The following is a 12,527-nucleotide window of genomic DNA, read 5'->3' as shown; positions in this document are numbered from 1 at the left end:
CCGAACCCGTGAGAATGGAGAGGTGATGTATGCAACCAGCACGTTAGCCGTCGCCCTCATTATCCGCCGCGTCCTCGGCCTGGCCGTGGCGATTTTGCTGACGGCCTTCATTTTGTGGGCGCTGGTTTCTTGCCTGCGCCAGCCGGAGCAACGCTACACCTACGCGCGAAAGCCGAAAAACTTCTGGTCTGGCGTGCTGGCGGTGAGCCTGGGCGTGGTGGTTATTCAGTATTGGGTGGGGTGGCGCCTGCCTTTTGGCGGCCTGCTTACCTGCTTCGCGCTGTTCGCGGCCGTTTACTATCTGGGCCCCGAGCGCCAGCGCATGGGTGTGGACGGCAGGCGCTCGCGCGGTTGGTGAGTTCAGTGCTGAACTAAGGTAGAAACCAAAAGTCGAGGGAGGATGCCCATGAGAGCGGTAATTCAACGAGTCAAGCGCGCGTCGGTGAGCGCCCACGGCGAGGTGCTCGGCGAAATCGGCGCCGGCCTGTGTGTGTTGGTTGGTGTAACGAACGACGACGACGCCGATCGCGCCAAAACCGTGGCGCGCAAAATTGCGCAGCTGAAACTTTTGCGCGCAGAAGATGGCACGGATGATGAAAAGAATCGGCTCTCGGCCGAGGAGGCGCAGGCGCCGGTTTTGGTAGTTTCTCAGTTCACGCTGTACGCGGATGTGCGTAAGGGCCGCAAGCCGTCCTGGTCAAAGGCGGCGCGCGGAGACGTGGCCGAGCCGCTCTACCAGGAAGTCGTGCGCGAGCTGCGCGAGGAATACGGGCTGGAAGTGGCAACCGGGGAATTCGGCGCAGATATGGACGTGGAGCTGGTCAACGATGGCCCGCTGACGATTCTGATCGAGGTGCCCGCGCGCTAGCGCTCCCGGTGGCGGCGATGTGCGCTACCGCGCGCGGGCCCGATCCGCCCAGGGTGTGAGATCCGCCTATTTAATTTACTCGCCGGAGTGGTAAGTTGAGTCGTCCCGGCGCAAGTTTGACCGCCAAAAACCATGCGAAAACCTTGGAATTACCGGAGAAAGTGGCGGGGGCCACGCCGCCGGTGATAAGGGCACGCCGCTGGCGAACAGAGAACAGTTTCTGCCGCGTACATCGTTACTCTCATAGGTAGTTTCCAACCAAGGAGTGTCATGTTTGAAAGGTTTACCGACCGCGCCCGCCGAGTGATTGTGCTCGCGCAGGAAGAGGCGCGCAACCTTAAGCACAACTACTTGGGCACCGAACACGTTTTGCTGGGCCTGATCCGAGAGGGTGAAGGGGTCGCGGCGAAGGCGCTCGAGGCTCTGGGTATCACGCTTGATGAGGTCCGCGCAGAGGTCATCGAAATCATTGGCGAAGGGCAGGAGCAGCCGTCCGGGCATATTCCGTTCACCCCGCGTGCCAAGAAAGTTATTGAATACGCCATGCGTGAGGGCCTGCAGTTGGGCCACTCGTACATCGGCACCGAGCACCTGTTGCTTGGCCTGACGCGCGAGCCCGACGGCGTTGCCGCGCAGGTTCTGCAAAAGCTCGGGGCGGATATGCCCACCGTGCGCAACCAGGTCAACCAGCTTATTTCCGGTTTCCAGGGCAAGGAAGCCGTGGGCGTAGGCGGGGGCCGGCGCGAGGGGCAGAAGGCTGGCTCCACGATTTTGGACCAGTACGGGCGCAACCTCACCCAAGCCGCGCGCGATCACAAGCTAGATCCGGTAATCGGACGGCATACCGAAACCGAGCGCGTGATGCAGGTGCTTTCGCGCCGCACCAAGAACAACCCGGTGCTGATTGGTGAACCCGGCGTGGGTAAGACCGCCGTCGTCGAAGGTCTTTCGCAGATGATCGCGGCGGACAACGTACCCGAAACGCTCAAGGGTAAGCAGCTTTATTCGCTGGATATGGGCTCGCTGGTGGCAGGTTCGCGCTACCGCGGCGATTTCGAGGAGCGGATGAAGAAAATCCTCAAGGAGATCAACACCCGTGGGGACATCATCCTCTTTATCGATGAGATCCACACCCTGGTGGGTGCCGGTGCCGCGGAGGGCGCACTCGACGCCGCCTCTCTGCTCAAGCCAATGCTGGCGCGCGGCGAGATTCAGGTGATTGGCGCGACCACGCTCGATGAGTACCGCAAGTACATTGAGAAGGATGCCGCGCTGGAGCGCCGTTTCCAGCCCATTCAGGTGGATCAGCCCACCGCCGAGCAGACGATCGAGATCCTCAAGGGTCTGCGTGATCGCTACGAGTCGTACCATCGCGTGACGATTACAGACGACGCCCTCGAGGCCGCGGCAACGCTTTCCGAGCGCTATATCAACGATCGGTTCTTGCCGGATAAGGCCATCGATTTGATTGACGAAGCCGGGGCACGCCTGGCGATTCGCAAGATGACGGCGCCGCCGGAATTACGCGAGCTCGATGAGAAGATTTCCAGCACCCGCCGGGCGAAGGAAGCAGCCATTGACGGCCAGGACTTTGAGCGCGCCGCCAAGCTCCGCGACGAAGAGCAGAGCTTGAACGCCGAGCGTGACGAGAAGGAAAAGGCCTGGAAGGACGGGGACATGGACGTTGTCTCCGTTGTGGATGAGGACCTCATTACCGAGGTGCTTTCGATGTCCACCGGCATTCCGGTGTTCAAGCTGTCCGAGGCCGAATCCGAGAAACTCCTGCGCATGGAGGACGAGCTGCACAAGCGCGTTATTGGTCAGCACGAGGCCGTTACCGCGATTTCGCAGGCCATTCGCCGCCAGCGCGCCGGGCTGAAGGATCCGAACCGCCCGGGTGGATCGTTTATTTTCGCCGGTCCCACCGGCGTCGGAAAAACTGAGCTGGCCAAGGCGCTCGCGGAGTTCCTCTTCGGGGACGAGTCGGCGCTCATTACGCTCGATATGTCTGAGTACTCGGAGAAGCACACGGTTTCACGCCTCTTCGGTGCGCCTCCGGGATATGTGGGCTACGAGGAGGGCGGCCAGCTGACCGAGGCCGTGCGCCGCAAGCCGTTCTCGGTGGTTCTTTTCGACGAAATCGAGAAGGCGCACGCGGATCTGTTCAACTCGTTGTTGCAGATTCTGGAAGAAGGGCGCCTTACCGATTCGCAGGGTCGCGTGGTGGACTTCAAGAACACCATCATTATTATGACCACGAACCTGGGAACGAAGGACATCGCCAAGGGTGTGCAGACCGGATTCCAGTTCGATCAGGACACCACCACGTCCTATGAGCGCATGAAGATGAAGGTATCGGAAGAGCTCAAGAGCCACTTCCGGCCCGAGTTCCTCAACCGCGTGGATGACGTGATCGTGTTCCCGCAGCTGGGCCGCGACGAGATTCTGCAGATCGTGGACCTGATGATCGGCAAACTCGACAAGCGCTTGCGCGGGCAGAAGCTCTCGATCGCTTTGACCAAGGACGCCAAGGAATTGCTGGCGGACCGCGGCTATGATCCGGTGCTGGGAGCCCGGCCGCTTCGCCGCGCGATTCAGCGCGATATCGAGGACGTCCTCTCGGAGAAGTTGCTTTACGGCGAGTTCGAGGACGGTCAGGTGATTGTGGTGGATGTGGATAAGAATGACATCCCCATGAGCTTCACCTTCAAAGGCCAGGACGCCAGCGAGCCGTTGCCGGCAGGAGTCGGCGAGGTGGAGGCGCCGCCAGAAATGGAGTCGCTGGTTTCCAAGACCAGTAGCTCCGGGCGCTTGGGCTCGACTTCTGGCCCGTCCGCGCCGAGCTCCGGCGGACTGCAGGCCGCTAACTAAATAAAACTCAGACCGCCCCGCTTTCGCCCTCTTTGTCGAGGGGAAAGCGGGGCGGTCGCATTTTTATATCTATCTTCTGCGGTGCTACTGACCGAGATTACGGAAAAATGTAGCCTTTTGGCTTTGTTATGTAGGTGTAGGCCAAGCGGCGCTATCGCGTGGGTGTAGGCAAGCCGCGCTTAGGGCACAAGGAAAAGTACGCAAGCCAAGGAAACCCCGGCAATAAGGATGCTCAGGATAATTCCGAGCAAGAGCGCGCGCCCGCCGGATTTGATGACATTGCGCAGGTTCACGCCCGCCCCCATGGCGCCCATGGCTACCGTGAGTAGCAAAGTAGCTACCGTTCCACCCAGGGTGGTGAACACCTGGCTGACGGAAGGTACGCCGGCAAAGATCGAGGCCAGACCCACGGCCACTAGGAATCCGAGCACGAATCCCGGAATGAGCGGCGGCTTCTTGCCCGAGCCGGTGGGCGCGAGCTCGTGGCGCACCTCCACCACGCGGCGCTCAATAATTCCGACCACGGCAACCACGATTGCCAGGCACACCACGCGCCCGAGCTTGGTTGCGGTAGCGAGATCGGAAACTGCGGGGTCGTAGATATTTGCGGCGGCCACCACCTGGCCGACCTCGTGGATGGAGGCACCCATCCATACCGCGGCCTGCATATCCGAGAGATTAAGCGCGTGGGCGGCGGCGGGGAGCGCAACCAGCGCGACGGTTCCAAAGAGCGTAACGCAGGCGATGGCGGTAGCAACGGCGTCGTCGGCATCCTCGTGACTACGCGCGGAAACCACGGGGGAGATTCCCGCAACCGCGGAGGCGCCGCAGATCGCGGTGCCCGAGGTGGTGAGGATGCCGGTGGCGTGGCTGACGCGCATGAAATACGTGAGGACGTAGCCGGCCAGCATCGTTACCGCGACCGCGCAAATGATCGTAATAATCGTGCCGGCGCCGAGCGCGGCGATGGCGGGGAGGGAGAGGCGGAAGCCGAGGAGCACGACGCCGGCGCGTAGCACGGTTTTCGCCGAGAACCCAATGCCCGGTTCACAGAGGGCCGGGATGAGCCCGGCGTTACGCACAATCACGCCCAGTACAATCGCGACGAGCATCGACGAAAGCAGCGGCACGAACATATTAACGAGCCAGGCGACCCCGGCGATCGCGCACGCGTAGAGAATTCCGGGTAGCGCGGATTTTAAGGTACTCCAAATAGTCACCTCATAGATATAACACGGATATGCAACATTTCGGTGACGCCGGCTCGAAGATTACGCAATGGTTTACCTAAACAGCAGTGGGTGGCGAGTGTGTTGTAAAACATAAAGAGCAGTGGCGTTCGCACCGCGTATCGGGAATGATGAATCCATGGGTGATACTTTCCTGGAATCCCTCGGCTACCTGCCTGATTGGGAGAAAAATGTCGAAGCGTTCCCGTGGTATGAGATGCCGTCCCTTCCCAACTATCGGCAGTTCGATCACATTTCGGTGTATCGAGATCCGTCTGGTTCGAATATTTGCCTGTACGGGATGGTGGGCGGTGGCCTGGGCGAAAGCGTTGTGGTTTTCGGTGAGAGCTGCGTCAACGTGAGTGCCTGGCAAGTGACCCCGGGGCTGGCCGAGGTGAGCATACTCGACGCGGGCGGCGAGGTGATGAATAAGCTCCTGGCAATGGTAGATGATCCGCATCTTTACCCGATGTATCCGGCTAGCGAGGTGGGCGAACCAGTTTTCCACACTAATTATCGGATGGGCGCCATTGCGGTAGATGTTGAGGTGTTCGACGACGTCGCCCTGTGGAAGGCTCAGCAGAAGCCCCTTCAAATCGACGGAAAGCGCGCCGCTGATGCCGATAAGCTTCGCGAGCAAACGGATGACTCGGTAACTGGAGGAAGTGGCGAAGAGCTTTATTTAGGCCCGCAATTTGCCACGAGCCCCTGGCTTTTTGAGTTCTACGCGGGCGAGGCGGCCGCGGAGGATCTCAGCGCGATTTCTGCGGTATGCGCGGTGTGTTACCAGGTTGATATTGAAACAAATGCGCTGACCGGCAGGCCCTGGTACAAGATCGAAGCGGATTGCGGTTTCCCTATAACTATTGGTCTACCGATTAATTCCCACCCGGCGCCAATGCCGGGGAGCGTGATCGACGGCAAAATGTTCATCACCGGAACCACGGGGTTCTGGCTTCCTGAAAATCTGGACAGCTAACGTTAGGCGAGTGCTTGCGGCTGGGTAATAATGCCCAGCCGCAAGCATGAGCGCGAAGCAGCCCCGGGCCCCTAGAACCGCGGCCCTAGAGTTCCGGGTCTGAGGCCCTCGCGGTGAGAACCATGAGGGCTGGACTTCGCGGAGCTAGAACTCCCAGTCCGAATCGGTGGTGTCCTCGTGCTCTCCCATGACGTAGGAGGAGCCGGAACCGGAGAAGAAATCGTGGTTTTCATCCGCGGCCGGGGAAAGGGCGGCTAGTACATCCGCGCTCACCTGAGTTTCTGCGGCGTCGAACAAGGCGGGATAACCAAGATTCATGAGCGCCTTGTTTGCGTTATAGCGAACAAACGTGGCCACCTGATCCATGAGCCCCACGGGTTCGTAAAGCGCACCCGAATATTGCATTTCCAGTTCGTAGAGGTGCTCAAGCAGCCCGTAAGTGAACTCTCGCATTTCCTCTTGCCGGGCGGGCGTGCACTTGGCCAAGCCGATCTGGTACTTATAGCCCGAGTAGTAGCCGTGTACAGCTTTATCGCGCAAAATCAGCCGGATCATATCAGCCGTGTTCATAAGCGTGCCCCGGCAGGAAAGGTAGAGCGGCAAGAAGAAACCCGCATACAGCAGAAGCGAGGAAAGCAAGGTGGAAGAAACCTTGCGCTTGAGCGGGTCGTCCCCGTAGTAATTACGGAGTACCGCGGTGGCGCGGCGCTGCAGAAGTTCGTTGTCGATGGCCCAGGTATAGGACTCCTCGATTTGAGCCGAGGAGGCGAGGGTGGAAAAAATTGAAGAATACGAGCGTGCGTGCACGGCCTGCATAAAGGCAATATTCGCGTAAATTGCCTGCTCGTGTTCGGTGTGAGCGTCGGGGATTTGGCTCACCTCGCCCACGCTGGCCTGCACGGTATCCAGCAAGGTAAGGCCGGTGAATACGCGCATCACCAAAGTTTGTTCTTGTTCGCTCAGGCCGCGCCAGGAAGGGATGTCGTTGGAAAGCGGAACCTTTTCTGGAAGCCAGAAGTTAGCCGTAAGACGTTTCCAAATCTCGAGGTCTTTTTCGTCCTCAAGATGGTTCCAATTCACCGGGCGGAAAGGGCCGGCAGGGAAAGTGGCGAACTGGGGTGGCGTGTAGGACCGCCGAGTGTAGTGAACAGGCATTCGCTCCTCGCTTTATTACTACATATAGTGGTTTGGTAGCGCTAAAAACGCTATATGTAGTGTGCCTGCTATCGACGACGGCGCAACTGTGACGCGCCGAAACAGTCCAAAAAGTGCGCCGGGAAGAGGCGTGAGAGCGCGCCGGGAAGGGGGCTTGGTTGGAATTGCGGCAGGCGGCGCGTAGGGCTAGGCGAGGTGCGGAAAACATTAACCAAGAAGGTGGCGGCGTGTTTCGAAAAACGCGCCGCCACCCTGAAGTGTCTGCTGGCATCAGACGAGTAGTTGGAGTTTTAAGCTTCAGTGAGAACCTTTGCAGGATTCTCAACGAGAAGCGTATGGATTTGTTCGTTTGTTACACCCTTGGTACGTAGAAGATCTACGAATACCGTGGGGACAAAGGCGAAGCCGTTTCCGCCGTTCTGCGTCCACATTTGCTTGAGGAACAGATCGTGGCTAAGCAGTATCTGGTTTACATAGCCAGCATTGATTAGGCCCGCAACGGCGTCGACCGTTTCGTTAACCGAAGGTGAAACACCCTCTTTGGGGAACGTGATATCCAGCCCGATCATGTCGAACTCGAGCCATACGCCGCGATCCAAAATCCGATGCTGATAATCCGGATCGTTACCAGAGGGATCGGAATGCGCCAGCGATACTTTATGGGCGGGAACCCCGACTTCGTTAAGAACGATGTCCAGAACCTCGTCTCCGCGCCGCTGCCAACCGGGCATGTGGATATTGAGAGCCACCGTTGGATTTTCCAACTGCGCGAGTGCACCCGCGCGGAGGGAAGTTCGCTCGCCGTCAGTAAAGCTAGGCGATACGCCGATTTCTCCGATCATGCCGGCTTTGATTCCGGTTTCACCCAAGCCTTCTTGAATATCCCGAGTAATGTCTTGGACTATTTCCTCGGAGCTACGAGTCGTAATACGCTCAGCTTCAAATTTTTCAAGGTAGGGACCAGTGGACATAACAACGTTAAGCCCGGTTGCTTCTGCAACTTCTTTGAGGCGAGAGGGGTTGCGACCAATCGCGGAGGTCCCGGTAGCGTCCACTATGGTGCGCCCACCCAGATCGGCGAATTTATTTACCTCAAAAGTGACCGCCGAGACGGGTTTTTCTGAGACATTATCGCGCGAACAATAGGGATCTTGGCGCAGACCCCACATGAGATCCGGGGATACTGGTTTTTCTAGTAATTGTTCAGAGAATCTGTAGAAGGGATCATCTACTACAGAAGAGAGGTCGTTAAAAAGATGTTCGTGCGGCAGGGTGACTCCCATTTCTTCGCCGCGAACCACGCCGTTTACTGTTTGCAGTTCACCTGATTTTAGTGCGGTCATTTCGTTTCCTCGCTTTGCTTTAATTCGTATTCTTCGGGCGTCATATATTCGTCATTTTCTGAGTATTCGGAGCCTTTCCCTATGGCGCGAGAGGGAATCATGGCGATTCCGGAGCCGAGCAACGCGACGAGTGCTCCCGCGACGGTGAGGCCGTAGACCTGATTGCCAAGTTGGGGGATCAGTAGGTCAATGAATACTGAGCCAATAAGTTGCCCGGCCGTCGAGGCGAGAGCGAGTAGCAACGTTCCTAGATGGCGAACCAGAAGGGCCATGAAAGCGATCGAGAGTAAACCAAGCGGGCCACCAAGATACATCCACCACACTCCCGGTAGCGAGAATGAAGCATTACCCGTTCCGAGCCGGATGAGGAACACGATCGTCAGAATCGAAAAGCCGATAATGAAGTTCCAGGTGATTGATACGAGCATAGAGCCGGAGATTTTTCCGATCTTGGAGTTGGCTGCGGGCTGCCAACCTGCGAGGAGGCCTGCTAAGAAAGGTAGCGCCGCGAGCCATAGCAGGTGCGGGGCTTGGAAATTGGGTAGTACAACGAGAACCGTTGCAGCGATTGCTAGCAACGCTCCCGCCAAGCGCGGCAGACTCAATGCCTGCTTGAATTCCACGCCAATCCCGAATCGATCGCACAGAATTCCGGAAATAATCATGGCGGAAACCAGAGTTGTCTGGAATGTGGCTACGCCGAGCGAATCTACTGAAACGCCTTCGGACAGCACCACCGCCGCTCCGCATATACCCGCGAAGAAATATGGCCAGGGAAGCGTTCCTTTACGCATTTCTCCAGGGATTGAAAAGAGCGCGGTGCGCAACTTCTTTTGGGGTAGCACAATGATGAGCATCACCATGAGGCCCACACCGAAGGAAATGCAGGCCGCGAGGTGTCCATCACCTAGATGTGCGCCAAGGTTACCGTTGACGGCGGACTGCATGGGGCTAAGAGTGCCCGCCAGAATTGTGAGTAGAACGAACACGCCTACCGAGGCAATGGCGGTGCGTTTCTTGGGACTACCTTGAGTGTTCTGTGACATTTTTACTCTCCTTTGAGCCAGGTCACGATATTGGAAAAGAGGGTTTGATAGTCGGACCATTCCATGAACTCCGCGGGGGCCCAGTGTGGGGAAATATCCGTCATGTAGGCAACGGTGCGGCCCTTACCGAAGCCCTGCGCAATTAGAAGCGGTTTACCATCGTCCACGGTGGCGAGAACATCGGCACCCTCGGCAACCGAAACATCCTGGTATCCGAGAATGTAAGGCCACTCCTCATCAAGGCCTGAGGTGATGGGATGGTCACTTTGAGTGACGACAGGTGAAACGCCCTCCGGAGTCTCCACGCGATCGTCCCAACGGCGCATAGTTACGGGAAGAATTTCCTCGATAGGAGTGCCCGCGTAATTAGCCTTTGCTTCGAAGCCCTGGAAGCTGAGGTATCCACCAGCCATCATGAGTCCGCCTCCATCGCGTACCCATTGCCGAAGTAACTTGAGTCGGTTAGGGAAGCGTTCTCCCTTTTCAAAAACTTGCGGGGGAAGGAGTAGCGTGTTGGAGCCGACGTCAGAGAGGATAACGACGTCGAACTTATTGAGTTCCTCGAGTGTGGAGGGGAAAAACTCAGCGACGTCGTGATTTCGCAAGTGCGATACTTCGTGCCCCGCGTCCTCGAGTGCTCGTATAAGTTCCGCGCAACCAATATGCACCTGCGTGTGGGCGAAAGGGTCGAAACCTTTGTGATCCACGACGTCACTCACCCATGATTCTCCGGCGATGAGAACTTTTACCATGTGAACCTCCTTGTTCTTTACACAACGTTGCGCAACGATGCGCACCGATGTTTCCTATAGTATTCCTGCTATAGAAAAAATCAAGGAGTCCGAGTGGGTACAGATGCGGGCAAACGTGTGCCGTCGCTAAGTGAAGTAGCGCGCGTTGCGGGCGTTTCGAAATCGACGGTTAGCCGTTATATCAAAGGGGAACTACGCATTACTCCGAGCACACAAAAGAAAATTGAGGATGCTATGCGGGCGCTCAATTGGAAGGCGCCAAAGAAAACAGCATCGGGATTTTCAGCAAGTGAGCTTGTGGTAGCGCTTTTGGTTCCCGGTTTGCAAAATCCTTTCTATTCGGAATTTGCTACCGAGCTATACAGTGCAACGAGTGGACGGCAGGTCACGCTTGGTGTGGATATAACCGGAGGGACCTTGCGGGGTGAAATTCTCAGTATTCAGCGTGCTCTGCGTAATCCGGCCGTAGACGCCATTTTATTACTGGGGTCAAATCTGCTTGGAGATTCGGTTTCCCCGGAGGCCTTCACGAAACCACTCATCCTTATTGACGAAGGTGTATTACCCACGGACGGAGAGAGTATTGGTTTCGTGGGAGCAAATTCGCGTGACGGCGGGTTCCAGGCAACTTCTGCCCTTATCGCGGCGGGACATAGGCGTATCGCACTCATTACCGGGCCTCCCGAGCTACCTACCGCGCAAGAACGTGAGCAGGGATATCGGGATGCTCTAGAAGTAGCCGGAATACCATTTTCCGGAGAGATTGTTTTCCGCGGTCCGTTTAGTGAAGCCTTCGGCGCGGCCGCGATGTCTGAAATGGTACGTTTTGCCGATCAACCTACCGCGGTATTTGTTGGAGCGGACTACGCAGCCATCGGGGTGTTGGCAGCGGCGCGGCAATTCGGGCTGGACGTTCCAGATGATATCTCTATCGTCAGTTTCGACGACGTCGCGCTGACGAACTGGCTCAATCCGCCGCTCACCAGCATCCGGCAACCTATTCGAGAAATGGCCGAAGAAGCAATCCGGATGGTGGTGGAAGCGGCGAATGGGGAAAAAGCCAGGCGGGTAGTTCTGCCCATTTCGATGTCGCAACGGTCATCGGTTGGCCCAGTGCCCGCCTTTTGATGCCATCTACTGCTCCTTAATGAGCCGTGCGCGGTAACGCGGGGCGGGCAGATCTGCCACGGTCAGGAAACCGGGCGAAGCGTTGATAACGTCCGGAAGGCGGTTGATCATGGCGCTCGTGGTCGTCATATCTCCGCGGATATCGTCAACGGCGATCTTTAGGGGCGGTCGCCCGGAAATCTCCCATACGGACTTTTCGGTTTCTCCCTCAAAAGTAGAAAGCCGGGCTGTGAATGTGGAAGAGAGGGTGACGCTCTCGCGCGTTTTCAGCTCCAGGGTAGCCGCGTTGCCGATAAGCTCGCCCACCGGAATTTCCCGATCCAAAGCCTTGGCGAAAAGCGGCTGATCGTGGGTTACCGGATCCACGCGAGTATCTTCTCCGGTTACGGTAAGGCCCAGGCGATCTGCCAGAGCATAGAGAGCAATCGCGCCCGGATCAAGGTGCTCGGTTTGCGGAGACTTCGCTGCCTCGAACTGTTCCATGGTCCAGCCGATGCGCGATTCTTCCATAACTACCGGGCCCCAGCCGTCCATAATCCCCACTGTGCTACCGGAAATGCGTTCAACACTGTGGCTGGCTCCGCTCAGAACCGCGGGAAGTAGCGCCCAAAAGACGTCCTGGATTCCGGTTCCGAGGATGGTAACTCCGGCTTTGCGTGCTTCGGCGTCGAGCTGCCCGCCCAGTTCCGGTTCGATGCGACGCCAGTAAAAAGCGTTTTCTGCCGAGGTTACAACATTCACTCCGTGGGTGATGGCGGCGCGAATATCAGCTTCCTGATCGGAAATTGCCGAAGCGTTAGCGAGCACTAGAACGTCTGGATGGGTCCGATCGAGAACGGCGTCGAGATCCTTTTCGATTTGGATTCCGAGTTCTGCGCGTCCGCAATGCGTGCCCAGATCGGCGCCAATGATTTTGTCCCAGCCGTCAACCGCTCCGACTACCTCGCCGTCGCGTTCAAGAAATTCGCTCACAAACTGCTTGCCAACGACGCCAAGCCCTTTGATAACTACACGGATAGGTTCTGCCATTTTTCCTCCCGGTTAGCCGCAAGTTGCGGCCCCTAGTAACGGTCAATGCGCGTTTTCGATCCGCGAGGTCAGAAGGGAGTCTACAAGGTTGATGCGTGATTGCGAGCGGTTACGCGCGCGAATGAAG

At 57.5% G+C, this 12,527-nt stretch carries 11 protein-coding genes; 5 read left to right on the top strand and 6 right to left on the bottom strand.

The window, feature by feature from the left end:
* The first annotated feature begins 25 nt into the window (after positions 1–25).
* From BN2664_RS06000 to BN2664_RS05990, 3 genes are all read left to right on the top strand, one after another.
* Entirely contained in the window at positions 26–358 is a 333-nt protein-coding gene (locus tag BN2664_RS06000) for a DUF2516 family protein (protein WP_007001097.1), read from the top strand.
* Positions 359–406: 48 nt separating this feature from the next.
* Positions 407–868 carry a D-aminoacyl-tRNA deacylase gene (gene dtd / locus BN2664_RS05995; RefSeq protein WP_007001098.1) on the top strand — a complete coding sequence of 154 codons (462 nt, stop codon included), beginning with the start codon at positions 407–409 and terminating at the stop codon, positions 866–868.
* Between the two features lie 270 nt (positions 869–1,138).
* Entirely contained in the window at positions 1,139–3,739 is a 2,601-nt protein-coding gene (locus BN2664_RS05990) for an ATP-dependent Clp protease ATP-binding subunit (protein WP_007001099.1), read from the top strand.
* 179 nt (positions 3,740–3,918) lie between these two features.
* On the opposite strand, the gene BN2664_RS05985 is transcribed toward BN2664_RS05990, so the two are convergent.
* The gene (locus BN2664_RS05985) at positions 3,919–4,959 is read right to left on the bottom strand and encodes a YeiH family protein (RefSeq protein ID WP_007001100.1); all 1,041 of its coding nucleotides are present in this window, start codon (positions 4,957–4,959) and stop codon (positions 3,919–3,921) included.
* A 148-nt stretch (positions 4,960–5,107) separates the two neighbouring features.
* On the opposite strand from BN2664_RS05985, the gene BN2664_RS05980 reads away from it, so the two are divergent.
* Positions 5,108–5,947 carry a hypothetical protein gene (locus BN2664_RS05980; RefSeq protein ID WP_007001101.1) on the top strand — a complete coding sequence of 280 codons (840 nt, stop codon included), beginning with the start codon at positions 5,108–5,110 and terminating at the stop codon, positions 5,945–5,947.
* A 144-nt stretch (positions 5,948–6,091) separates the two neighbouring features.
* Here the strand turns inward: BN2664_RS05980 and nrdF are convergent, their stop codons facing one another.
* The 4 genes from nrdF to BN2664_RS05960 form a co-directional block, all read right to left on the bottom strand.
* On the bottom strand, positions 6,092–7,102 hold the full coding sequence (gene nrdF / locus BN2664_RS05975; protein WP_007001102.1) for a class 1b ribonucleoside-diphosphate reductase subunit beta: 1,011 nt from the start codon (positions 7,100–7,102) through the stop codon (positions 6,092–6,094).
* A 290-nt stretch (positions 7,103–7,392) separates the two neighbouring features.
* Complete coding sequence (locus tag BN2664_RS05970; protein ID WP_058120647.1) at positions 7,393–8,445, bottom strand: phosphotriesterase family protein; 1,053 nt, start codon at positions 8,443–8,445, stop codon at positions 7,393–7,395.
* Positions 8,442–9,491, bottom strand: a complete 1,050-nt coding sequence (locus BN2664_RS05965) for a DMT family transporter (RefSeq protein WP_007001104.1) — start codon at positions 9,489–9,491, stop codon at positions 8,442–8,444. The genes BN2664_RS05970 and BN2664_RS05965 overlap by 4 nt, the downstream gene beginning before the upstream one ends.
* Positions 9,492–9,493: 2 nt before the next feature.
* Complete coding sequence (locus BN2664_RS05960; protein WP_007001105.1) at positions 9,494–10,243, bottom strand: glutamine amidotransferase; 750 nt, start codon at positions 10,241–10,243, stop codon at positions 9,494–9,496.
* 93 nt (positions 10,244–10,336) lie between these two features.
* Between BN2664_RS05960 and BN2664_RS05955 the strand changes: the two genes are divergently transcribed.
* Positions 10,337–11,371, top strand: a complete 1,035-nt coding sequence (locus BN2664_RS05955) for a LacI family DNA-binding transcriptional regulator (RefSeq protein WP_007001106.1) — start codon at positions 10,337–10,339, stop codon at positions 11,369–11,371.
* A gap of 6 nt (positions 11,372–11,377) precedes the next feature.
* Here BN2664_RS05955 and BN2664_RS05950 read toward each other — a convergent pair whose 3' ends face one another.
* Positions 11,378–12,400, bottom strand: coding sequence for a hypothetical protein (locus tag BN2664_RS05950; protein ID WP_007001107.1), 1,023 nt, complete (start codon positions 12,398–12,400; stop codon positions 11,378–11,380).
* Between the last annotated feature and the right edge of the window lie 127 nt (positions 12,401–12,527).

Source organism: Actinobaculum massiliense, from assembly GCF_001457435.1.
Lineage (GTDB): Bacteria > Actinomycetota > Actinomycetes > Actinomycetales > Actinomycetaceae > Actinobaculum > Actinobaculum massiliense.
Note: the sequence above shows the minus strand (reverse complement) of the source record. Positions and strands in the feature narration are given on the sequence as shown.